Origin of the sequence: Acinetobacter sp. YH12069 (assembly GCF_013419675.1) — a bacterium.
GTDB classification, from domain to species: domain Bacteria; phylum Pseudomonadota; class Gammaproteobacteria; order Pseudomonadales; family Moraxellaceae; genus Acinetobacter; species Acinetobacter amyesii.
Map to the genome: position 1 here is coordinate 127,404 of NZ_VOZS01000006.1, position 24,005 is coordinate 151,408.

General features: G+C 42.5%; 21 protein-coding genes. 12 read left to right on the forward strand and 9 right to left on the reverse strand.

Translation table 11 applies throughout. The features are described 5' to 3' along the window. Nucleotides 1–51 precede the first annotated feature (51 nt). Both FTU16_RS05635 and FTU16_RS05640 read right to left on the reverse strand, forming a co-directional pair. Entirely contained in the window at nucleotides 52–1,410 is a 1,359-nt protein-coding gene (locus tag FTU16_RS05635) for an MATE family efflux transporter (RefSeq protein WP_306670494.1), read from the reverse strand. Nucleotides 1,411–1,451: 41 nt separating this feature from the next. Further along, nucleotides 1,452–1,910: a DMT family transporter gene (locus tag FTU16_RS05640; protein ID WP_180064829.1), complete on the reverse strand. Its 459-nt coding sequence runs from the start codon at nucleotides 1,908–1,910 to the stop codon at nucleotides 1,452–1,454. 125 nt (nucleotides 1,911–2,035) lie between these two features. On the opposite strand from FTU16_RS05640, the gene hemW reads away from it, so the two are divergent. Then, nucleotides 2,036–3,190, forward strand: coding sequence for a radical SAM family heme chaperone HemW (gene hemW / locus FTU16_RS05645; protein WP_180162882.1), 1,155 nt, complete (start codon nucleotides 2,036–2,038; stop codon nucleotides 3,188–3,190). A 135-nt stretch (nucleotides 3,191–3,325) separates the two neighbouring features. Further along, nucleotides 3,326–3,733: a hypothetical protein gene (locus FTU16_RS05650; protein WP_180115995.1), complete on the forward strand. Its 408-nt coding sequence runs from the start codon at nucleotides 3,326–3,328 to the stop codon at nucleotides 3,731–3,733. Nucleotides 3,734–3,776: 43 nt separating this feature from the next. Here FTU16_RS05650 and FTU16_RS05655 read toward each other — a convergent pair whose 3' ends face one another. Together FTU16_RS05655 and FTU16_RS05660 are read right to left on the reverse strand one after the other, a co-directional pair. Continuing rightward, on the reverse strand, nucleotides 3,777–4,079 hold the full coding sequence (locus FTU16_RS05655; RefSeq protein WP_180039449.1) for a hypothetical protein: 303 nt from the start codon (nucleotides 4,077–4,079) through the stop codon (nucleotides 3,777–3,779). 342 nt (nucleotides 4,080–4,421) lie between these two features. Continuing rightward, entirely contained in the window at nucleotides 4,422–6,245 is a 1,824-nt protein-coding gene (locus FTU16_RS05660) for an acyl-CoA dehydrogenase C-terminal domain-containing protein (protein ID WP_168379095.1), read from the reverse strand. Nucleotides 6,246–6,475: 230 nt separating this feature from the next. On the opposite strand from FTU16_RS05660, the gene FTU16_RS05665 reads away from it, so the two are divergent. Beyond that, nucleotides 6,476–8,986, forward strand: a complete 2,511-nt coding sequence (locus FTU16_RS05665) for a hypothetical protein (RefSeq protein ID WP_180162883.1) — start codon at nucleotides 6,476–6,478, stop codon at nucleotides 8,984–8,986. A gap of 85 nt (nucleotides 8,987–9,071) precedes the next feature. On the opposite strand, the gene aroE is transcribed toward FTU16_RS05665, so the two are convergent. The 3 genes from aroE to hemF form a co-directional block, all read right to left on the reverse strand. Continuing rightward, on the reverse strand, nucleotides 9,072–9,860 hold the full coding sequence (aroE, locus tag FTU16_RS05670) for a shikimate dehydrogenase (RefSeq protein ID WP_180021578.1): 789 nt from the start codon (nucleotides 9,858–9,860) through the stop codon (nucleotides 9,072–9,074). A 102-nt stretch (nucleotides 9,861–9,962) separates the two neighbouring features. Continuing rightward, nucleotides 9,963–10,184, reverse strand: coding sequence for a hypothetical protein (locus FTU16_RS05675; protein WP_078189308.1), 222 nt, complete (start codon nucleotides 10,182–10,184; stop codon nucleotides 9,963–9,965). Nucleotides 10,185–10,413: 229 nt separating this feature from the next. After that, nucleotides 10,414–11,355: an oxygen-dependent coproporphyrinogen oxidase gene (gene hemF, locus FTU16_RS05680; RefSeq protein ID WP_078189307.1), complete on the reverse strand. Its 942-nt coding sequence runs from the start codon at nucleotides 11,353–11,355 to the stop codon at nucleotides 10,414–10,416. 277 nt (nucleotides 11,356–11,632) lie between these two features. Between hemF and hemN the strand changes: the two genes are divergently transcribed. Then, entirely contained in the window at nucleotides 11,633–13,006 is a 1,374-nt protein-coding gene (hemN, locus tag FTU16_RS05685; RefSeq protein ID WP_180162884.1) for an oxygen-independent coproporphyrinogen III oxidase, read from the forward strand. Nucleotides 13,007–13,100: 94 nt separating this feature from the next. On the opposite strand, the gene ribA is transcribed toward hemN, so the two are convergent. After that, entirely contained in the window at nucleotides 13,101–13,703 is a 603-nt protein-coding gene (gene ribA / locus FTU16_RS05690; RefSeq protein ID WP_168379100.1) for a GTP cyclohydrolase II, read from the reverse strand. Nucleotides 13,704–14,014: 311 nt separating this feature from the next. On the opposite strand from ribA, the gene dxs reads away from it, so the two are divergent. The 8 genes from dxs to FTU16_RS05730 all read left to right on the forward strand — a co-directional run bounded on the left by dxs (nucleotide 14,015) and on the right by FTU16_RS05730 (nucleotide 22,771). Continuing rightward, a complete protein-coding gene (dxs, locus tag FTU16_RS05695) occupies nucleotides 14,015–15,925 on the forward strand; it encodes a 1-deoxy-D-xylulose-5-phosphate synthase (RefSeq protein WP_180162885.1) in 1,911 nt (636 codons plus the stop codon). A gap of 112 nt (nucleotides 15,926–16,037) precedes the next feature. Beyond that, nucleotides 16,038–16,868 carry an inositol monophosphatase family protein gene (locus FTU16_RS05700; RefSeq protein WP_078189303.1) on the forward strand — a complete coding sequence of 277 codons (831 nt, stop codon included), beginning with the start codon at nucleotides 16,038–16,040 and terminating at the stop codon, nucleotides 16,866–16,868. 457 nt (nucleotides 16,869–17,325) lie between these two features. Next, nucleotides 17,326–19,137, forward strand: coding sequence for a DEAD/DEAH box helicase (locus tag FTU16_RS05705; protein ID WP_180003429.1), 1,812 nt, complete (start codon nucleotides 17,326–17,328; stop codon nucleotides 19,135–19,137). A gap of 406 nt (nucleotides 19,138–19,543) precedes the next feature. Further along, nucleotides 19,544–20,362 (forward strand): ABC transporter ATP-binding protein, encoded by an 819-nt coding sequence (locus FTU16_RS05710; protein WP_111885426.1) that lies wholly within the window; start codon nucleotides 19,544–19,546, stop codon nucleotides 20,360–20,362. Next, nucleotides 20,359–21,138, forward strand: a complete 780-nt coding sequence (gene mlaE / locus FTU16_RS05715) for a lipid asymmetry maintenance ABC transporter permease subunit MlaE (protein ID WP_078189301.1) — start codon at nucleotides 20,359–20,361, stop codon at nucleotides 21,136–21,138. Before FTU16_RS05710 ends, mlaE begins: the two co-directional genes overlap by 4 nt. After that, the gene (locus FTU16_RS05720; protein WP_078189300.1) at nucleotides 21,138–21,818 is read left to right on the forward strand and encodes an outer membrane lipid asymmetry maintenance protein MlaD; all 681 of its coding nucleotides are present in this window, start codon (nucleotides 21,138–21,140) and stop codon (nucleotides 21,816–21,818) included. The genes mlaE and FTU16_RS05720 overlap by 1 nt, the downstream gene beginning before the upstream one ends. Before the next feature lie 17 nt (nucleotides 21,819–21,835). Continuing rightward, on the forward strand, nucleotides 21,836–22,471 hold the full coding sequence (locus tag FTU16_RS05725) for a phospholipid-binding protein MlaC (protein WP_078189299.1): 636 nt from the start codon (nucleotides 21,836–21,838) through the stop codon (nucleotides 22,469–22,471). Nucleotides 22,472–22,483: 12 nt separating this feature from the next. Continuing rightward, a complete protein-coding gene (locus tag FTU16_RS05730) occupies nucleotides 22,484–22,771 on the forward strand; it encodes an STAS domain-containing protein (RefSeq protein ID WP_180003434.1) in 288 nt (95 codons plus the stop codon). 79 nt (nucleotides 22,772–22,850) lie between these two features. On the opposite strand, the gene FTU16_RS05735 is transcribed toward FTU16_RS05730, so the two are convergent. Beyond that, nucleotides 22,851–23,864: a CorA family divalent cation transporter gene (locus tag FTU16_RS05735; RefSeq protein WP_078189297.1), complete on the reverse strand. Its 1,014-nt coding sequence runs from the start codon at nucleotides 23,862–23,864 to the stop codon at nucleotides 22,851–22,853. Between the last annotated feature and the right edge of the window lie 141 nt (nucleotides 23,865–24,005).

Sequence of the window (24,005 nt, forward strand, 5' to 3'; positions counted from 1 at the left end):
TGCATAGCGTAGCCGTATTTTTAAATAACTTTTTATATGATATTTTAGGGCTTATCCCGCTTGTGCTAAACGTTTATTCATCATAAATAAACGTGTAAGTAGCAGTATACATGCGACAGTCAGACCCACAATTAGGCCAATCCAAACGCCTGCAGCACCAGTCGTGGTGAAGCGTGCAAGATAGATTCCTACAGGGAAGGCAATGATCCAATACGCGATCATGGTGATCCACATTGGTCCTTTGGTGTCTTGCATACCGCGTAAGCACCCTGCGGCACTGACTTGCCATGCGTCCATCAACTGATAGGCAATCGCGAACAAGACCAAATACACGGCAAGCTGAGTTACATCATAATCATTAGTATACAGTGACACAATTTCATTACGTAAAAGCCAAAGCAACAGCATAGTAATCAGGGCAAATACCGTTCCTGTCAACATCCCAACTTTTTGGACTTTTCGCATCGCTAGCCAGTTCTTTTCCCCATAATAGGTACCAACTCGAATGGTCAGCGCAATCGCCAGTGACATGGGAATCATAAACAATTGCGAGGTAATCGAAATGGCGACTTGATGCGCTGCAATGGTAACTTCGCCTAAGGGACTCAAAACAATAGCGGCTGTACTAAAAATACTGACTTCAAAGAAAATGGCCAGGCCAATGGGAAAGCCAAGTTTTAAGATACGTTTGATCCATTCACTGTTCATTTTTTCAAAAGCAGCGAAAGGTTGGGTTTTTTGATAGGCCGATCCTTTGAAAACGTACATCGCCAAAGCAAAGAACATTAACCATTGCAAAATCGCGGTGGCAAATCCACATCCAGCAGAACCCAGTTCAGGGACTGGGCCTAAACCATACATAAAAATAAAGTTCAGTGGAATTAACACCAATAAGGCCAGCAGACTCAGCACAGTGACTGGACGTGGATGCCCCAATGCTTCTGAGTAACCACGTAAAGCTGCGTACATGGTGACAGCAGGCATACCTAAACTAATGGCGTGTAAGAATAAGCTCGCCTTCGGAAGTAATACTTCAGGGACACCCAATAACGGTAAAAGCAGCGGCATAGCTTGTAAGACTAATGCGGCAATGATCCCTAAAAATAATGCAACCCACAAAGACTGACGGGCGATGGTGGCAATTTTTTCAGGCGTCCGAGCACCATTGGCTTCGGCAACCAATGGGGTGGTGGCAATCATAATGCCGCTGAACAGCAGCATGACTGGTATCCATAAGCCGACCCCGACCGCAATGGCTGCAAGGTCATTGGCGGACATGTGTCCAGCCATGATGGTATCAATGAGACCAAATCCCGCTTGCGCAAATTGCGTGATCAATATCGGGATCATTAAATGAAACAGTTGTTTTAATTCATACTTGCTGCTTGTTACAGCCGTGACAGTAGACACAGAATGTACTCATTTCTTGTGAGGTGCTTAGGAATGAGGTCTTAGCGTTGGAAAGTGAGAAGCACACCAATAAAAATCACCACGCCACCCAATAAGCGTTGCCAGTTAATCGGGGTTTTTTCAGTGCCGAGCAAGCCAAAATGGTCAAATACCATCGACATTAAGATCTGTCCAAAAATAATCAGACCGGAGAGGGATAAAAAACCCAGTTTCGGTGCGGTATAAATACTGATACTGATGGCATAAACACCCAAAAATCCCCCCAACCATAAATACCAAGGGATTTGAGCAAAACTTGCAAAGTCCGGTTTTTCGGCCGATTGAAAAAACACCATAAAGGCGAGGACTATTGTACCAACCAAAAAAGAAAAAAGGGCAGCTTGCAGCGGTGAATATAAATATTCACGCAATTGGCTATTGATCGCTGTTTGAATGGTCATGGCGATACCAATACCCATCGCGAGCGGCAGTAAGTACAATAAATGGCTGCTTATTTTCATCTTGTTATCAGCAAATTCTTTTTTAATATGATCAGTCTACTGTATTCGATCAGAGTTTTCATAAGCACTCTGATGCAGTCATGTTAAAATAAACAGTATTCTTCAACGCATTTTGAGCATACTCCTTGGCTGAATTAAATCCTGCACTCGTTCCTTTGTCTTTATACATTCACATGCCGTGGTGTGTGCGTAAATGTCCATACTGTGACTTTAATTCGCATGCGGTGCCGAATGGTGAATTGTCTTTGGACTTAGAACAAGAATATTTACAGGCGTTGGTTGAAGACTTTAAAACGCAAGTCGATTTTGCTCAGGGTCGCCTGATTCATAGTGTATTTATTGGTGGCGGTACACCATCTTTGATTTCTGCCCAAGGTTATCAATGGTTATTTACTCAGCTCAAAGCATTGGTGCCATTTGAAAAGGGCTGTGAAATTACCTTGGAAGCCAATCCCGGTACGGTTGAGCACGATCCTTTTTCAGGTTATTTAGAGGCAGGGATTAATCGTTTATCTATCGGTGTGCAGAGTTTTAATACCGAGCAACTGAAAAAACTGGGTCGGATTCACTCGAATGACGATGCCATTTCTGCCATTCAGCATGCACGGGAAGCAGGTTTTGAACGGGTGAATGTCGATTTGATGCATGGCCTGCCTGAACAAGCGATTGAGCAAGCGCTTTTGGATTTGAAATTGGCTGTGGAAAATGGCGCAACACATGTGTCGTGGTATCAGTTGACGATTGAGCCGAATACGGTCTTTTTCCGCACCCAGCCGATTCTGCCTGTCGATGATGTGCTTGAAGAGATTCAAGCGCAGGGCGAAGCCTATTTAACAGCGCAAGGCTTTATCAATTATGAAGTATCTGCATGGCGTAAAGAAAAGCCGTCGGCACATAATTTAAATTATTGGCAGTTTGGTGACTATTTAGCGATTGGCGCAGGCGCGCATGGTAAAGTGACCATGCCAGACGGGGTGTATCGTTTCCAAAAAACCCGATTGCCGAAAGACTATTTAGCCAAAGTACCTGCTGAACATCTTCAGTTTAAGCGCATCGAAGCAGCCGACATGCCTTTTGAATTTATGATGAATGCTTTACGGCTAAATCATGGTGTAGATGCAAGTTTGTATACGCAGAGAACGGGTGAGAGTTTAGCGCCAATCTCTGAATTATTGGCTTCATTACGTCAGCGTCAATTGATGGTGAATGATCCTGAGCGTTTGTCTTGTACTGAACAGGGGCATATCTTTTTAAACTCAGTGTTGGAAGAGTTTTTGTAATGAATGCTATTGAAAAATTGTTTTTTTAATTTAAAAAGCACGTAAATTTTTATATTTCTAATGTAGTTTGCGTCCAATTTGTAAAATTAGACCTGTAATAATCCAATACATATTACAAGAAGGACTATCCTAAAAATGAAATATATTTTAAGTGCTGCAGTATTCAGTTTAGCTTTGATTGGTTGTGCAGATAAAAAGGCTACAGTAGAAAACACGGTATCAACTGAACCAGCGTCAGCAACTACTCCGTCGAATGACATTGCTATTGCTCAGGACGAGCAAGTTATTCATTTTACTGGGCCGCAAGATCTGACGATTGAGCTAAAAACCAAAGATAATTTTGAAACTGCACAATTGACGGATAATTCTGATCGGGTTTATGAGTTGAAACGAGCGGTTTCTGGAAGTGGTGTACGACTTGCCAATGAACAAGGCGTTTCTATTCATTTTAAAAACTTTAATGGTGTGAATGAAGGGACAGTTGAGTTGGTGAAAGATAAACCCATAGAGATCAAAGAATTTATTGCTGATAAAGCAAAGTAAAGATTAAAAAAGACCGCATTCGCGGTCTTTTTTTGAGTTTAACTTAACGATGTTTCGGTGGCATAGGGGGTAATTTATGCTGCGGTACAGGTTTGTGTTGATTGGCTTTAAATGCTGTGGCCTTATGGTTTTGTTTGGCAAATTTCGCATGAGCTTGTTGATGTTCTTTGTTCACCATGTGGGGCCCAGCAGATTTGTGATGTGTTGCTTTAGGTGGCACAGGTTTTTTATCGAAGTGTGCAGCAGGTGGTGGATTTTTATGATCGAATGCAGGCGCTGCCATAGCGGACATTGTCGCAGTTGTTGCAATCAGACCAATCATCAATGAAGACATCAATTTTTTCATGGTTACGCTCTCTATGAATTAATGAAGTCATCATAGGGGGAGGCTATGCAGAAGATATGAAGTTGTATGAGATACAAATGTAAAGCTAAAATTATGGAGTTAAATTTACTTTAAGTATTTAATATTTATTAAATAAAATTATGTTTTAGCGATAAGGTGTTCTATTTTTGTTGAAAAATACAACAAAATTTCTCCATATAAAGTTCATCTTTATACATTGTTATTACCTCATGAAGAAATTAAGAATACTACTCGTAATTCCTATAGATCAAAATTAAAAGAGAAGACAAAAAAGACCGCCGAAGCGGTCTTTTTATAGAGTCATTTAACTCGGTTTAAAGCTTAGTAGTCAAAGCTAAAGTGTTCAGGAGCCAAAGAAGTCATGGTCTTCGATGGGTTAACCATTGCTTCAGCGTGACCTTGTGAGCGTGGTAATAGACGTTCAAAGTAGAAGTCAGCCACTTTGATTTTTGCTTTATAGAACTCAGGAACTTCTGCACCATTGCCTTCTGCTAATTTTTCAGAAGCTACGGCAGCTTGTTGTGCCCAGAAATAAGCCATCATCACGTAGCCAGAGAACATTAAGAAATCGACAGAAGCAGAAGATACGATGTCACGGTCTTTACGTGCTGCAAGCATGATACGAACCGTTAATGCATTCCACTGTGCGCAAAGCTTCGTTAAGTCCCACGCAAAACGACGCATGTATTTGTTACGTGCATGTTGACCACAGAACTTCAAGATTTCAGCTGTGTAGTCACGAATCACTTTACCTTTAGAGGTCAGCAGAACTTTACGACCAATCAAGTCTAGTGCTTGAACACCGGTTGTGCCTTCGTAGAGAGTAGAGATACGTGAGTCACGAACAATTTGTTCCATGCCCCATTCTTTAATATAACCATGACCTCCGTATACTTGCATACCATGGTTTGCAGCTTCATAACCCATTTCGGTTAAGAAACCTTTGAGAATCGGGGTGTAGAAGCCTAAGTGGTCATCATGTGCTTCAAACGCTGCTGTATCACCGCGGGTTAAAGCATCAGTCATTTTGTCCGCAATTTGAGCTGCATAGTAAATCATTGAACGGCCGCCTTCAGCGATCGCTTTTTGAGTTAAAAGCATACGACGTACGTCTGCATGGTGAATAATCGCATCGGCTACTTTTTCAGGATCTTTTTTACCTGAAAGTGCGCGCATAGACATACGTTCTTTGGCATATGGAAGAGCGCCTTGGAATGCCAATTCAGCATGTGCAATGCCTTGGATCGCTGTACCAATACGTGCAGTGTTCATAAAGGTGAACATTGCGTGTAGGCCTTTGTGTTTTTCACCGATCAAGTAACCAATCGCATTGTCAAAGTTCAACACAGCTGTTGCTGAAGCACGGATCCCCATTTTGTGTTCAATCGAACCACAAGTCACAGGGTTGCGTTCGCCCACTGAACCGTCTGCATTCACAAGGAATTTTGGAACGATGAACAATGAAATCCCTTTAGTACCTGCAGGAGCATCTGGAAGACGAGCAAGTACGATATGCACGATGTTATCTGTTAAATCATGCTCACCCGCAGAGATGAAGATTTTTGTACCAGAAATTGCATAGCTACCGTCAGCTTGAGGTTCCGCTTTGGTTTTTACCTGACCTAAGTCGGTACCGCATTGAGGTTCAGTTAAGCACATGGTGCCTGACCAAGTTCCAGCAACAAGGTTCGGTAAATATTGGTTTTTCTGTTCTTCTGAACCAAATTGTAGAATGGTGTTGATACAACCTACGCTGAGACCCGGATACATTTGGAATGACCAGTTTGCTGTACCCATCATTTCAGATTTGATGAGATTCAACGACTGTGGCAAGTTTTGACCGCCAAATTCTTCAGGGAAAGACAGACCTTGCCAGCCACCCTGTACAAATTGGTCATAGGCTTCTTTAAACCCTTTTGGTGTTTTCACATCACCATTTTCAAAATGACAGCCTTCTTCATCACCCGTTTGGTTCAAAGGCGAAAGGATGTTTTCACAAAAATCCGCTGCACCTTCTAAAATCATGTCGACAGTGTCTGCATCAGCAGCTTCACCATTAGACAAAGTTTTGTAATGTGCTGGGTAATCGAGCACTTCATTCATTAAGAAACGAATATCGTGTAAAGGCGCTTTATATGCAGGCATAGTCTTAATCCTAATATCTAAATTTTTTTGGATTATCTGTATTGATGATTTGATTATTCATAATTTCATCTAAAAAACATTGATGAATACGCCCTTAAAAAATGTCAGAAAGGCGAATTGTAATATTTAACCAACATGTGAAAAATAAACTTCTGATAGACTTGATGTTGATCTTTTGATCATTTTTTTCTTTTAATAAATCATAAAGAACTTAGGTCTTTCGTACAATTATGCGATTAAAATATATAACACTTTGTTTACTGGGTTTGAGTATTACTGGGTGTGCTCAACATGTCATAAAAACCAATTCAACGGATCAGTCTCTCGGGCAACAAGCCACTCAAGGCTTAAACGCAATGTTTGAAAATGCCAGTTATGACATGAAAGGGCAATTTTCAATTCAGACAGATCTTCAGTTCGATGAAAAAAAGCCTGAAACCAAGTCAAAGCCTGCGATAAGCACACAGCCAGAGCTGGATCCTAAACTTAAAAAACAACTGGATCAGTTGATTAAAACCCAAAATATTCCGTTTAGCCAAAAAGAAAAGAAACAGCTCTATCAAGCCATTGCCAATGAATCGATCCCACCATCAGCGCGCTATAGCGATGAAGAGGATGGCGTTTCTCCGCAATCTAAAATTGCTCAATCACTGCTGAATGTATTGAATGATTTACAGTTTAGCTATAGCGGTTCAGTACATTTTAGAGAAAAACTTGCTGCCTTAACCTTGCAATTGAGTTATCAAAAACCGACCTTGCAGGTGAATGCACAGTTGCCGATGATCATTGATTTTAATCAACATAAATTTTATACCAACTACTTTGCGTTCATGCCGTTTATGGTGAATCGCGAAAGCCAAAGCAGCTTGGCTTATGTGGATTTTTCAAAACATAAAGAGACGATTGCTCAGTACGATTTGAAAAAATTTGCTGACTATTTAAAACAGATGAATGCTTTGCCCTATGTCTTGGCAGAGCCGAATCAAGTGCAAAATATTGCTTTAACACGTGATGAAAAAAATGCAGGGCTGACTAAAAAAATCCGCTATGTGGGTGATCTCGATGCGCTTTACACCCAGCTTGAACTTTTTGATTTTGTGAACGCCAACTATTACACCACGCAAATCAAAGGTCAGCGCAATAGTGACGCTGAGCAAGATGAATCTGTGGACGCTGCTGCGCATCTCAGTGCTTCCGAAGAGGCGATGGCTGCGGCTGAAGCGGCGGGAGGGACTGCAGTAGCGGCAGCAGCTGAGGATGAAGACTATGATGCGGCTTATGCATCTGTAGAACGTGTGAATGAGCTGCTCAATGCGAAAATGCATGGCCTGATGTATCACCAACACGAAACGGAAGACGAACAAACGTCTTCTGCCGCTGAATCTGCTGAAGAGGCGATTGATACTGCAAGTGCATATGCGGAGGCAACCGCGGGTGATGACGAAGAAGCCTATAGTTCGGATACTGAAGTAACCGAAGTTTATGCGGCTTCCGAAGAAGATGATGAAACAGCGAACTTATCTGAGGAAGTCTGTCAGGCCTTGATGAACACCAAACAGGTGCCGATTGGTAAAGTCACGCTGTGTCAGGATTATCAAGATGTTCGGGTGATACCGCTGCAAACAGATTCTGTACCATCGGCCTCTGATGCGGACGCATCCAACACAGATTCTGAGATTTCGGATGCTGTTGAGCAGTTAAAGCCAGTATTCCAGCAATATCAAAGTGAACAACTTGTCGATGTAAAACAATTCCAGCAATTATGGCAAAAGCATCAAACTGAAATTGCGCAGGTGCTGAATGCACAGGATAAATCATCTTCGAATGTGGTGATGGATGTAGGCTTAGATCACAAAGGCCGCGTCCAAGTAATGGACTATCAATTGGCCTTTAATGAGCCACATTTAGGTCAATTAAAGCTGAAAAGTAGCAACCAAATTTTGAATTATGGCAATGCGACTAAAATTGATCGTCAAGCCATGAAACAGGCAAAATCCATTGAGGAAGTCAGTAAAGATTCACTCTTTGAAAATATGTTGAAAGGCCTGCTTGCGCCGATCACAGGAAATGATCCTCTGCTTGCTGAAGCAGAAACTGCATCGGTTGATGATGTCCGTGCTGCAAATGAAGAAATCGAACTTCCTGAATATCTCAGTACTGTGGCATTGCAAAGTTATAAACGTCATCAATCTGAAGTGAAAGCCTATCAAGCGGCATTTGTCGTGGCATTTGCTAACTATCGCGCTCAGTATGTGCGTTATTACTCAGCCAATGATTTGAATGAAATTGCAGAAGTTTATGCATATCGATTTGTTGATGGCTTAAAAGAGCCAACAGGCAATGCGCTGAAACGTTTAAATCAATTACGTGATAAGCATGCTTTGCATCGCTATCAAGACTTTGATGACTTAGGTTCTTCGGTCAACCATTATGTACAGTCAGGAATTGGCGAGTACAAAGCTCAGGTTGAATGGAAGCAGTTGCAAAAAACCTATAAAACTGATCAGGCGATTTTTGCACATTTATATCAACAAAACTTTTTAGCTAGCTATGAACTGGAAGGAACTGAAAAAGCGCATTTGGTGAAAGCATCAAAAATCTACGCGCAAGCCTTTGCTGATGATATCAAAGGAAAATTATCAGAAGCGTCATTGCAAGGCCTAGCAGCAGAACACAAAGAGTTGTTCAGCCAATCGGCTTATTATGAAACCTATAAGGCCATTCAAAAACACAAGAACTAAGTTGGATAAAAAAAGAACCTCAATCGAGGTTCTTTTTTTAGGTGTTTCGACTGCTCTGAAAGTAAATTGAGCAAATCATTTTGAATTATAGAAAGTCTTTTAGATCAGGTTTGACGCCATTCCAAATGGAAAAAGATTCGATCGCTTGACCAACCAACATGCCAAAACCTTCTGAGGTTGGAACATGGCGTGCTTTGGCTTGATCCAAAAATGTCGACGGCTTGCCATAGGCCATTTCATAGGCGTGCGTGAATTGTAATGCTTCAGGCAAAATTAGCGGATCACCCGTTAAGCTTGCCGATGTGGCATTAATCACCAGATCAAATTGACCTGCTAAGTCAGTGAGGGCAATGGCTACAAGTTCGGCATTGGGGACAGCAGTTTTTAAGTCAGCGACCAATTGTTCAGCACGCGCTAAAGTACGGTTGGCAATGACGATTTTTTTGGCCCCAGCTTGTACCAGCGGATAAATCACGCCACGTGTTGCACCACCTGCACCAATGATCAATATATCGCTCTGTTCTAAATTCCAATCTAAGGCATGAATGGCATTCACCAAGCCTTGACCATCAGTATTATCACCGTGTAATTGACCATCTTGCATCCAAAGTGTATTGACCGCACCTGCAATTTTGGCACGTTCAGTAAGGACGGCACATTGTGCATAGGCTTGTTCTTTAAACGGAACAGTGACATTCATACCGATGCCACCTTCGGCAAAGAAGGATTCGACACTGTGCTGAAAACCATCGAGTGGCGCAAGTCGTTTGCTGTACTGAATGTCGAGGCCTGTTTTTTCAGCGAAGGCATGATGAAGTTCAGGTGAGCGTGATTGTTCAATCGGGTTGCCAATCACGGCAAATTGTTTGCTCATTGCACAGCGTCCATGTAGATGTGAAAGAGCAGACAATATACGCCAAAACCGAGGATGGCTAAAGTTCGGGCAGTCTTAAAATCGTGAAATAAAGGCGGAAAATTAAGGATTACAAATATCTAGGACGCTTTGAATCAAGATGCTGGCAGCACTGATGACTAAACCAATCAAGGCAACCACCATGAAGCCAATAGCCAAATTATCATTCAAAGACGTTTCGGAAAAAATATTGGTACTGATGGCGCTAATCAGCACAACAGCAAAGCTCCAAAACACCAATGCAGTAAGACTGACTGCTTTTTTATTGAGTGTTTGATGTGTCATGTGCGTTGTACTCCGTACAAGAAAATTACAGCCATGAGTTTATTGACACATTGTGCAATGACATAGCTTAAAGCTGTTTAAAAGATGTGTCATTGTTGAGCAATCTGATTACAAAGTAAATGCTTAAAAAATTTATTTATGCATCAAGATATTACATACAAATGAATACTCTAATCATCAGGCAATAAAAAGCCCCTGACGGACAGGGGCAAATACATGTTTATCGGTTTTATTTCAGCGTATTCAGCCAATCTTGCGGTTTTAAATAAAAGTCAGTCAGTCTTTTTTCAGCAGAATGTTCTTCCCATTCAGGACGATACGACCAGCCTGCCAAGGGTGGCATACTCACTAAAATCGACTCAATACGCCCGCCAGTTTGTAAGCCAAATAAGGTACCACGGTCATAGACCAGGTTATATTCAACGTAACGACCACGACGGTATAGTTGGAAGTCTCGTTGTGCTTCGGTATAGGCTTTGTCTTGGTTTCTTTGGAAGATCGGTAAAATCGCCTCTAAATAACCATTACCCACGGCCTGCATATATTTGAAACAGGTTTCAAAGTCCCATTGGTTGAGATCATCAAAGAATAAACCACCCACACCACGTTGTTCATCACGGTGTTTGAGATAGAAATAGTCATCACACCATTTCTTATGTTCATCATAGAGTGTATCGCTAAATGGGGCACAAAGATCATGGGCAGTTTGATGCCAAGACAAGACATCTTCATCATTTGGATAAAATGGAGTGAGGTCAAAACCACCGCCAAACCACCAAATCGGATCTTGTCCTTCTTTTTCCGCGACAAATAAACGCACATTGGCATGTGAGGTTGGGACGTTGGGGTTTTTCGGGTGAATTACCAATGACACGCCCATGGCTTGCGCTTTTGCACCTGCAATAGCGGGATGGCGTTCAGTCGCAGAGGCCGGTAATTTTGAAATGTTGATGTGCGAGAACATCACGCCGCCTTTTTCAATCACAGTTCCATTTTGAAGAACACGTGAGCGACCACCACCACCTTCAGGGCGCTCCCAGTCATCGATAGCAAATTCGGCACTTCCGCCACCAGCACGTTCTTGCTGTTCCAATGCGGCACAAATCCGTGCCTGTAAATCGCGAAGGAATTCATCTACACGTTGAATATCGGCTGAAGTTGGATTCTGCATGGTGACCTTTATTAAAATAATTTAAAGATAAGTGTCATCAAAGCATAAATTAGGTGAAAACTTAAGGCATTTTTCCCGATACTCAGCATCGGATCTATGCTTTAAATCTGGAAATCTAGTGATTAAACCAAAAGATCATGCAAAGTTAGCAGCAATTGCTCAGACTGAAATTGGGACTATTCCGACAAATTTGCTAGGTTGAATTCACTTCTGAAGCCCAGCACAATAATCATTAAGTAGATTTAAATTGAATCTCATTGATTGAAATGGTGCATCGATGTCTCAGCAGGCGAGTTCTTTAATTCAAAAATATAATGTACCAGGTCCACGCTATACCAGTTATCCAACCGTGCCGTATTGGGAGGAAGCTGAGTTTTCATTGCAACAGTGGACACAGGGCTTGAAGCGATCTTTTGATGAGAGCAATCACCTCGAAGGCATCAGTCTGTACATCCATCTACCATTTTGTGAAAGCTTATGTACGTTTTGTGGTTGCCATAAAAAAGTCACGAAAAAACATGAGATGGAGCTGCCTTATATTCAGGCGGTGCTGAAAGAATGGGACTTATATTGTCAGCTCTTGGTCGATCGACCGATGATTAAAGAAATTCATTTGGGCGGGGGGACGCCTACTTTCTTTTCTCCTGAGCATCTCACCCAGTTGATTCAAGGCATTCTAGTGCATGCTGATATTGCCGATGCACATGAATTTAGCTTTGAAGGGCATCCGAACAATACCACACGTGAGCATTTACAAGCCTTGTACGAAGTTGGGTTTCGACGCGTGAGCTATGGGGTGCAGGATTATAATGAAAAAGTGCAAAAAGCCATCCACCGTATTCAGCCCTTTGCACATGTTGAACAAGTAACACAGTGGGCACGTGATATTGGCTATACCTCTATTTCACATGATTTGGTTTTTGGTCTGCCATTTCAGGATTTAAACGATGTGTTGCATACCATTGAACAGACCAATCGTTTGATGCCAGATCGTCTAGCCTTTTATAGCTATGCACATGTGCCGTGGATTAAGGGCAATGGTCAGCGTGGTTTTAAAGATGCTGATGTCCCGAAAGATGATTTAAAGCGTCAATGCTATGAAGAAGGTAAAAAACAGCTACTAGCGCAGGGCTATCATGAAATAGGGATGGATCATTTTGCATTAACTCAAGATCCAATGTATCAAGCTTTTCAGCAGGGAAGTTTGCACCGTAATTTTATGGGCTATACCGCATCGAAAACCCAAGTAATGATTGGACTCGGCTTATCCTCGATCAGTGACAGTTGGTACAGCTTTGCGCAAAATGAAAAGAAAATTGAAGACTATTATGCACGTTTAGAAGCGAATGAAATTCCAGTCTATCGGGGGCATGTGCTGACAGATGAAGACTTAATCATCCGTAAACATATTCTCAATTTGATGTGTACCTTCCAAACTTCTTGGGCAGGTCCAGAAATGCAATTTCCTGAGCTTGATGAAGTACTAGCGCAATTGGCTGAAATGCAAGAAGATGGCTTGCTCGAGATTTTTGATCAGCACATTCAGGTGAGTGATGCAGGCAAGCCGTTTGTCCGTAATATCTGTATGGCTTTTGATTTACGATTAAAACGACGTGTCCCTGAAAATCGTATTTTTTCGATGACGATTTGAATTTTCCCTAACCCCTCTTTAATAAAGAGGGGGAAGCCTCCCTTTTGTAAAGGGAGGTTTGGAGGGATTAATTTATGGAGAATTTAAAGGATTTTTAAAAATCGTCCTTTTGATACATATGCGACATACGATCATGTTTGGTTTTTAAATATTGTTCGTTAAAGGGATTTAAACCCACAGTCAGCGGAACGCGATCAACGACATTCACGCCTTGCTCTTGTAGCGCTTCAATTTTTAACGGGTTATTGGTAATGAGACGCACCGCAGTAATGTTGAGATGATTCAACATGATAGGACACATATCATAACGACGTGCATCGGCAGGAAGATCCAATAATAAATTGGCATCCACGGTGTCATGACCTTGGTCTTGTAGGGCATAGGCACGGATTTTATTGGTTAAACCAATACCGCGACCTTCTTGGCGTAAATATAAAATCACCCCTTGACCCGCTTCATTAATTAATTTTTGGGTGGCTTGAAGTTGTGGGCCGCAGTCACATTTGAGTGAAGCAAAGGCATCACCGGTCAGGCATTCGGAGTGGATACGTACTAAAACAGGTTCAGTAGGAGCTTGTTCTAGTCCTTTAGAGAGTGCGACATGTTCTTCACCGGTTTCAGGATCCTGAAAAACCGTAATATTGAATTCACCAAAAGCGGTCGGTAATCTTGACGTTGCGACAAATTCTATAGGCACTGCTTAACCCGTTTATTCGATTATAAATTGGCTAAAGTATAGCGTAATGCTTGGACATTGGTAGAATTGCAACGACGAATTTATGCAGAACATTTTCTTTTTTGTATAAAGCGAACGATAATAGTTGATAAATAGGAAGATTATTCAGGATAATCTGACTCATTCAAAATCTCCCCAACGAGATCATTGCTAAAAATTACATCGCTACAAGTTTGGCTGATTGTAAGGTGATACAATTCGACGATATGATCGAGTTACCCATTTAGACCGAGCTTAGGAATTTGCCAGGCTTTAGAAGGCTTTGCCACATTATGCTGTATAAAGAAATACCATTTCAACGCCCTGTAACACCGTTGCTGGATACGATTAACCATCCTCAACAACTTCGTTTACTCGAGCGCAGCCAATTAGAGCAAGTGGCGGATGAGTTACGTCAATTTATTTTGTATGCGGCCGGACAAAGTGGTGGGCATTTTGGTGCCAATCTTGGGGTGATCGAATTAACCGTGGCATTACATTATTGTTTTGAAACGCCACGTGATCGTCTGATTTGGGATGTGGGTCATCAAGCCTATCCGCATAAAGCCTTAACTGGTCGTCGTGAACAATTAGTGACGATTCGTGCCAAAGATGGTTTGGCTGCGTTTCCTGCCCGTGAAGAATCTGAATTTGACACCTTTGGTGTAGGCCATTCATCAACAGCGATTTCTGCTGGTCTTGGGATGTCATTGGCACGTCGCTTCAAGCAAGATCCCTGTCATGTGGTTGCAATCGTGGGTGATGGCGCGATGACAGCGGGCATGGCTTTTGAAGCCATGAACGATGCGGTGGCACACAATGCTGACCTCATGGTGGTATTGAACGACAACGATATGTCGATCTCATGCAGTACTGGTGGTTTTGCTAAGCATTTGGCTGCGATTTGGGAAAGTGGTCAATCGGTGAATATTTCTGAAAATGGCGAAGCCTATATTCAACCTCATCCTGAATGGGCGTATAACTCACGCCTACATTGTGCTGCGACCGATGCTGCAGACAACCTATTTAAAGCCATTGGCTTTGACTACTTTGGTCCTTTTGATGGGCACGATGTTGAACAATTAACACATGTGTTTGAAGCCTTAAAAAAACGCACAGGCCCACGTTTAGTGCATGTCTATACCAAAAAAGGTAAAGGCTTTGCACCTGCCGAAGCAGATCAAATCAAATACCATGCCATCAGTAAAGTGAATGCACCTGCTGCAGTGGCAACTGCACCGAAATATTCAGATGTTTTTGGTCAGTGGTTATGTGATGAAGCTGCACAGGATGATCGTTTATTGGCGATTACCCCAGCGATGTGTGAAGGTTCAGGCATGGTGCAATTTGCCAAGCAGTTTCCTGAGCGTTTCTTTGATGTTGCCATTGCAGAACAACATGCGGTGACTTTGGCTGCGGGGATGGCCTGTGAAGGAGTAAAACCGGTTGTTGCAATCTATTCAACCTTCTTACAACGTGGTTATGATCAACTGATTCATGACGTCGCTTTGCAAAATCTTGATGTGACATTTGGTATCGACCGTGCAGGTTTGGTTGGTGAAGATGGCCCAACGCATGCCGGTGCATATGATTATGCCTTTATGCGTACCGTGCCAAACATGGTGATCATGGCGCCGAAAGACGAAAATGAATGTCGTCAAATGTTGCATACGGCTTATTTGTATAAAGGCCCAGCGGCGGTACGTTACCCACGTGGTAATGGACTGGGTGTTGAGATTCAGCAAGAGATGACAGAGCTTGAAATTGGCCGTGGTGAAATTCTTGCAAACTTCAATGATCAGCAAGATGACACCATTTCTATTCTGGCTTTCGGTAGTCGTGTTCAAGCGGCACTAGAGGCAGGACAGGCTTTAGCGACAAAGCTAGATGTGGCTGTACGTGTGATTAATATGCGCTTCGTGAAGCCATTAGATACACAGTTGATCGATCAAATCGCAGCAAGTACGCAACTGTTTGTGACAGTTGAAGAGCATGCAGTCATGGCGGGTGCGGGCAGTGCAGTAAATGAATATTTAGCCCAAGCAGGCGTGGTTAAGCCTGTGCTGAATTTAGGTTTGGCTGACGAGTTCATGCATCAAGCAACACATGCTCAAATGTTGCATCAGGCTGGACTGGATGCTGAAGGCATTGGCGCTTCAGTGACACAGAGCTGGCTAAAACATAAGCAAACAGTGGTTTGTTGAATTTCTAATTTTTAGAAACATTTTTTCCCTAAAAGCCCTTATATTTGATAAGATATAAGGGCTTTTATGCATTATTCTTTATCAGTATCTTCAAATTTGTAGTGGGTGTTCAATGGAACCTATGGTGGTTATGGCTGCGCGTGCGGCTCAATTAGTTGGTCAAGAGCTTTTAAAAGCGCATCAAAATCGTCATAAACTCGATCTACAAGTCGAAGAAAAAGGAATTGATGGTCCAGTAACGCGTGTAGACCGTTATTTGGAACAATTGACTATCGATACCCTACGTAAAAGCTATAAAAATCACAGTTTCCTAGGCGAAGAGTTTGGTCTTCAAGAAGGCAAAGGTCACGACGCTGATTGGTGTTGGATCATCGACCCACTTGATGGCACATTAAACTTCGTTAATGGTGTTCCACATTTCTGTATCTCTATTGCAGTTCAACATAAAGGTGTAACTCAACACGGTGTTATTTATGACCCTGTGAAAGATGAGTTGTTCTCTGCAAGCCGTGGTCGCGGTGCGATGATGAATCAACGCCGTATTCGTGTAAATGTAAAAGATAGCTTAGAAAACACTTTCCTTTCAGTGGGTCATGCGTATCGTAAAATTCGTAATGGCGAAGTGGTTTCTTATGCGAAAAACCATTTCAACTCATTGTTAAATGTGACTGAAGCCGGTGCTCAATACCGTCGTTCAGGTTCTGCTGCTCTTGATCTAGCATATGTTGCTGCCGGTCGTTTCGATGGTTATTTCGAACTTGGTTTGAAACCTTGGGACATCGCTGCGGGTGAACTTATTGTGAAAGAAGCGGGTGGTACTGTGGTTGATGCTCGTGGTGGTAACGACTCAATGGACAATGGTCAAGTACTTGCATGTTCTATGAAAATGCTTAAACCACTTATGCAAGCTGTTGTTCCAGCTTGGGGTGAAGCTGCTAAATAATAGAACGCTTAGTTCGAGTTTATTGACAGAATAATGAAATAAAGCCCTCTTTATGAGGGCTTTATTTTTGTCTAATCGGTCAAAAATAATGGCTTAAACACCTATAATTTAAAGCTTCTTACAAAAAATATTCTGAAGTTGACTAAAACAGGTGACATTTAAAAACTTTCTGCTATAATCCCCGCACGCACTAAATTTCGTTCATTACCTGAACATTCTCTTCTATCATTGTGTATGCGCGTTCCGGTCCAAAGAGAGGACGATATTTCGCGCCCCACCCAATCGCTAAGCGATTCCTTCAGGTTGCGGCTGTAATCATGTGTGCGTTATACGCATCGTCGTTCTCGGATCGCCGCTGATTCTATATTTTCAGCGTCTTTTGCTGTGCCGCTTTTTGCCGATGTCCATCTGAATTTATATTTTTAATGGAGCACCCATTTTTGGGGTGAAATACTCTATGAGCAAAACTTTTGCTGATTTTCCTTTACATGAGTCGTTACAACTAGCATTACAAGGTCTAGGTTTTACTACACCGACTCCAGTGCAAGAACAATCAATTCCAGCTGCATTAGAAGGTAAAGACCTTCTTGTATCAAGCCAAACTGGTTCTGGTAAAACTGCTGCATTCTTACTCCCAACTGTGAATGCTTTGGCTGGTCAAGACACATTGATGTCTTTCAAAGAGCGCATGAAAGCGGTAACTGCACCGTCTATTCTTGTACTTTGCCCTACACGTGAATTGGCTCAACAGGTTAGCCAAGACGCAATTGCTTTAGTACGTCACATGAAAGGTGTTCGTATTGCTGCAATTATGGGTGGTATGCCTTTCGGTAAACAAATCCAACAGCTTAAAGGTGCACAAGTTGTCGTAGCGACTCCAGGTCGTTTACTTGACTTGGTTAACCGTCGTCAAATTAAACTAGACAACGTTGATGCGTTAATCGTTGACGAAGCTGACCGTATGCTTGACTTAGGTTTCTCTGAAGACCTAGAAGCGATCAGCGACTTGGCTGCTAACCGTAAACAAACATTAATGTTCTCTGCAACATTTGCGCCGCGTATCATTACACTTGCAGAACGCATGATGAATGATCCACAGCGTATTGCGATTGAAACTGGTCATTCTACAAATACTGACATTGCTCAGACTCTTCACTGGACTGACGGTTTCGAACATAAGAAAAAACTTTTGACTCACTGGTTATCTGATGAGTCTGTAGATCAAGCAGTTGTATTCGCATCTACTCAAGAAGATACAGATATGTTGGCTGAAGAACTTGCAGAAGCAGGTCACTCAGTTGTTGCTCTTCACGGTGCAATGCCACAAACTGTACGTAACCGTCGTTTACGTAGCATTCGTGAAGGTCGTGCAAAAATCTTAGTTGCGACTGACGTTGCTGCACGTGGTCTAGACGTACCAACTATTTCTCACGTAATTAACTTCGGTCTTCCAATGAAGAACGAAGACTATGTACACCGTATCGGTCGTACAGGTCGTGCGGGCCGTACTGGTAACGCGATTACTTTAGCGACTTACCGTGAACGCGGTAAAATCCGTGCTTTAGAAGACTTCTTAGATGCACGTTTAAATGTATCTGAAATTGAAGGTCTTGAGCCATCTCCACCTCCTGCACGTGGTAGCCGTGATGGCGGTCGTGGTCGTCGTGATGGCGGTCGCGGTGGTCGTGGTGGTTTCGGTGGCGGTCGTCGTTTTGAAGGTGAATCAAACTTCAAACGTCGTGAAGGCAACCGTGATGGCGAACGTCGTTCATTCGGTGGCGAAGATCGTCCACGTCGCGAATACAACAACGATCGTCCACGTCGTGAAGGCGGTTTCGAAGATCGTCCACGTCGCGAATTTAACAACGATCGTCCACGTCGTGAAGGCGGTTTCGAAGATCGTCCACGTCGCGAATTTAACAACGATCGTCCACGTCGTGAAGGCGGTTTTGAAGATCGTCCACGTCGCGAATTTAACAGCGATCGTCCACGTCGTGAAGGTGGTTTTGACCGTCGTTCTAACGATGACAACCGTGGTAACCGTGTAGATTACAAACCAGCTCGTGAAGGTTATGGCGATCGTCCAAAACGTTCATTTGGTGAAGATCGTCCACGTCGTGAATTCAACGGTGACCGTCCTCAACGTTCATTTGGTGAAGATCGTCCAAAACGTTTCGGCGATGACCGTCCAAAACGTTTCGGTGATGATAAACCACGTGGCGAACGCACTTTCGGTGAAGATCGTCCACGTCGTAAATTCAATGACTAATTGAATTTCGAAAGAAATATCGAAAAAACCGGTGGAAACACCGGTTTTTTTATGGATTTAAATTAGCTTTTTAATCAGAAAAATGTATACTTGATCAAACTTTATGTGTTTAATGATAATTAATATGAACGGAAACGCGTTGGCAAATATGCGTACAGTGATGATCGAGGTACTTATGCCTTATATCGGTTTGACACTCTTATTGTGTAATATCGTTTACTATATATACAATTATTTTAACTAAATTCTTCTTTTGGGTTGAAAACACCCTCTATAAAATCGCATTAATAATAAAAAACAATTTACCTGATGGAATGCAGGGATATGCGCTCATGCAATGGTAACATTTTAAACTTCAATCCTTTATAGTATGCATGCTGAAAAAAATGCAGGAAAATCCTCAGCTATGAATAATCAAACGTCTTCTCAGACTCAGGCACTGATCGAAGTGAAAAACCTGAGTTTTAAGCGAGGAGAGCGCGTCATTTATGACAATGTCAGTTTAAAAATTCGTCGTGGTCAGATCACTGCAATTATGGGTCCATCTGGTACAGGTAAAACGACTTTACTCCGTTTAATTGGTGGTCAATTGACTCCCGATAATGGAGAAGTGTTGCTTGATGGGCAGGACATTGCACAGATGTCACGTCAGGAACTCTTCGCTGCGCGTGCGCGTATGGGGATGCTGTTTCAGAGCGGCGCATTATTTACCGATATGTCGGTGTATGAAAACGTAGCCTTTCCAATTCGTGCGCATACCAAGTTGCCAGAGCATTTGATCGCTGAAATTGTTGCGTTGAAATTAGAGTCTGTTGGTTTACGTGGTGCAGAACAAATGATGCCCTCTGAACTTTCAGGTGGTATGAATCGTCGTGTGGCTTTGGCCCGTGCAATTGCACTCGATCCTGAGCTGATCATGTATGACGAACCCTTTGCAGGGCAGGACCCGATTGTGATGGGGGTTTTAACCCGCTTGATTCGTTCGCTACGTGAAGCTTTAGATTTAACCACCATTATTGTCTCGCATGATGTAGCTGAAACCTTATCAATTGCAGATTACATCTATGTGGTGGCTGAAGGGAAAGTGCAGGGCGAGGGAACACCTGAGCAGTTAAAAGCACATGCTTCGCCTTTTGTGAAGCAGTTCTTGACGGGTTCGGTAGAAGGTCCGGTCGATTATCAATTCAGTCATCAGCCCTATTTAAATCATGAGGTTCGTTCATGAATGCTATTGCCGCATTAGGTAGACGCGTCATTGAACGTGTTCGAGGAATCGGCGTAGCAACCATTATGTTGCTGCAGATTCTTTTTTCCATGCCGACTTTACTTGGCGTGAAATTGTTTATTTATCAGATGTACCGTGTTGGTGTGCTTTCATTACTGATTATTGTGGTATCTGGCTTATTTATTGGCTCGGTACTGGGTTTGCAGATGTATAGCATTCTGTCGACCTTTGGTAGTGAAGCGATGCTCGGCACAGCCGTTGCACTGACTTTACTGCGTGAACTTGCACCTGTGGTTGCGGCTTTACTCTTTGCAGGTCGTGCAGGTTCTGCTTTGACGGCTGAAATTGGTTTGATGAAAGCCACTGAGCAGTTGTCGAGTATGGAAATGATCGGGGTCGATCCATTAAAACGAGTGATCTCGCCTCGACTTTGGGCTGGTATTTTTAGCTTGCCAATGTTGTCGGTGATTTTCGCTGCGGTCGGCATCATGGGCGGTAAATTGGTGGGTGTTGATTTTCTGGGTGCAGATGAAGGCTCTTATTGGAGTGGCATCGAGAACAGTGTGCAATTCTTTAAAGACGTCTTTAATGGCACCATCATCAAAAGTTTTGTTTTTGCATTAATTTGTACATGGATTGCGGTCTATCAGGGTTATGCCTGTGTCCCAACTTCAGAAGGTATTGCAACGTCGACCACACGTACAGTCGTGTATTCTTCGTTGTGTGTTTTAGGATCAGATTTCGTGTTGACTGCGGTCATGTTCGGAGGTATTTAATGAAATCACGTACGAGTGAACTGGCCGTCGGTTTTTTTGTCATTCTTTTTGCTATCGCTATTTTCTTCTTGGCGATGCGTGTGAGTGGTTTGGTCGGCAATAACATCGAAGACAGTTATGAATTGACCGCGACATTTGAAAATGTAAACGGGATTAAACCCCGTGCCAAAGTCACCTTAAGCGGTGTCAAAGTCGGTCAAGTGGAGTCGTTGAAACTCGATCCTGTGACGCGCTTAGTGACAGCACATCTGATTATGGATGGCTCATTAACCTCTTATAACGCAGAACAATTAAAAGAAGTGCAAAAGAATGCACTCGAAGAACTGCGTTACACATCAGATTATGAAGCAGCAACACCTGCGAAACAAAAAGAAATGGAACAGCAACTGATTGCTAACATGAAATCCATCACCAATATCGATGAAGATGCTTACATTATGGTGGCAACCAATGGTTTATTGGGCGAGAAATATTTGAAAATTGTACCGGGTGGTGGTGTCAACTTCTTAAAACGTGGTGACCAAATTGGTAATACCCAAGGTACGATGGAAATCGAAGATTTGGTGTCTAAATTTGTGACCGGTGGTGCAGGGAACAAATCTGACAGCACAGCAGAAGCTGAACAAAAAACAGAAGCTGCTGACACAACAACGGCAGAAGAACCTGCATTTGTTGAATAATTTTTAGGAGAAATTAAGTGAACACATTGTTAAAACATACGCTTACAGCAAGTATCTTATCAACTATGATGGCAGGTACAGCTTTTGCTGCTCCAAGCGAAGCACCACCTGCATTTGTAAAAAAAGTGGCTGATGGCCTCATTACACGTTTAAAAGCAGATCACGCAAAACTACAAAATAACCCTGCAGCTGTGAAAACGATTGTTCGTCAAAACTTAGACCCGTATATCGATTCACAAGCGTTCACACGTATCGTGATGGGTACGTATGCAACGAATCAATACAGCTCAGCGGCTCAACGTGCGCAGTTTGAACGTAACTTCCGTGCAACGCTGATCGAAAACTATGGTTCAGCTTTTGCCAAGTTTAGTAACCAAACGTATAGCATGCGTCCATATAAAGCGTCGAACAGTAAGAACCCTGTTGTAACGATTGATTTCCATAACAACGGTGAAAAAATTCCAGTCTCTTTCCAGTTGGCGGATAAAGGTTCACAATGGAAAATCCGTAATATCAACGTTTCGGGTATCGACCTAGGCTTACAATTCCGTAATCAGTTTGCGGCGACTGTAAAACGTAATGGCGGTAACATTGATAAAGCAATTGCGAACTTCAAACCTGATGCTGATGCAGCATTAGACAAGAAAAAATAAGATAGGTGATGTGTGATTAAACTTCATCAACAAGAATTGATAGTTTCAGGCAAAATCGATTACAACAATGCCGAATTATATTATCAAGACGGCTTGAAATTGATTCAACAACAGCAAGCTTTTCCCTTAGTGGTCAATCTTGCTGAGCTTGAACATGGCAGCACTTTGGCTTTAGCTGTTTTGGTCCGTTGGTTACGCCAAACGCCAAAAGCGCAAGGTTTGCAGTTTAAAGCAGTCCCTGAAAAAATGATGAAGATTATTCAAGCTTGTCATCTTGAGCATGACTTGCAATTGATCTAAATAAAAAAAAGCACCATAAGGTGCTTTTTTTATTTCAGCGGGACAAGAAACTCTCGCAAGTCTACGCAATAGGAAAGGATTAAATCCATTTCTTCCAACGGAAGTACATCAATGGGCCAATAAAGAATGCCACGATGATTAAGCTGACCACGATAAAACTGGTTGTACCATGTGCGAATGGCAGTACATCGGTGTTCATCCCATAGACGCTAGCCACTAACATCGGTGGCGCAAGCATACTTGGTAAAATCGAGAATCGACGAATCGTATCATTCTGTTCGGTGTTAATGAACCCTGAGGTGGTATCCAGTAAGAATCGAACCTTTTGGAACAAGAAGGCATCATGCTCAACAAGAGAGCGTACGTCTTCACTGAGTTCTCGGATGTCGGCATCATAAATATGGCTGCCCAAGGCGCGAGGACGTGACAGGAAGGTAAGAACACGACGTAAGTCGATCAGACACAGTTGAGCTTTCCCGAGCATATCTTCTAAATGTGCAAGTCGGGTAATCATGTCATCTAAGTCTAAAATCATCTCACGATGACGGTTATTCAGCACTTCTGTGGAATACTTTTCTAAGTCCTTGTGGATATCTTCCAAGATATCCGCAAGCTCATCGAGTTTGGCTTCTAAAAGACCCAATAAAATCCAAGTTGGATCTTTATAGTCAATTTCATAATCATTGCGACGCGCGCGCGCACGAAAGGCACGGAAAGCTACCAGCTTTTCACCCCGTAAAGTGAATAAGCGTTCTTTATGCAAAATAAAGGCAACCGTTTGTACGGTAGCTAAGGTGCTGGCATTTTCTTCGGGTTCGCCATCGACCTGAAAATTTTTATTTTTCGTTAAAAAATAGGTGCTGATGTGCAAAATACCGTCGTCATCACGGTAAAATCGTGCACTCGACGAAATATCTTCTAATGATTTTAATGTAGGTAAATTTTGATCATAGGCATCCATAATCCATTGCTGCTCTTCCTGAGACGGGGCAATGAGATCGAGCCAGACTAAATCCTGATGTAAATCGAAGTCACCATTGATGGTGACATCTTCCAGGCTACCGCGCTCTGTGGCGTAAAAGGCTTCAAGCATGTTGTCTTTTCCCCTTGCGCAGTAAGTTAAAAATGAATGGGTGTATTTTAGACAAGGATTTGCTGAAAAACACTGTTCTAATGCTTATTTTATGAAAAAATCTGTTTAAAGTTGATTTTTCCAGCATAGCGTTCCTGATCT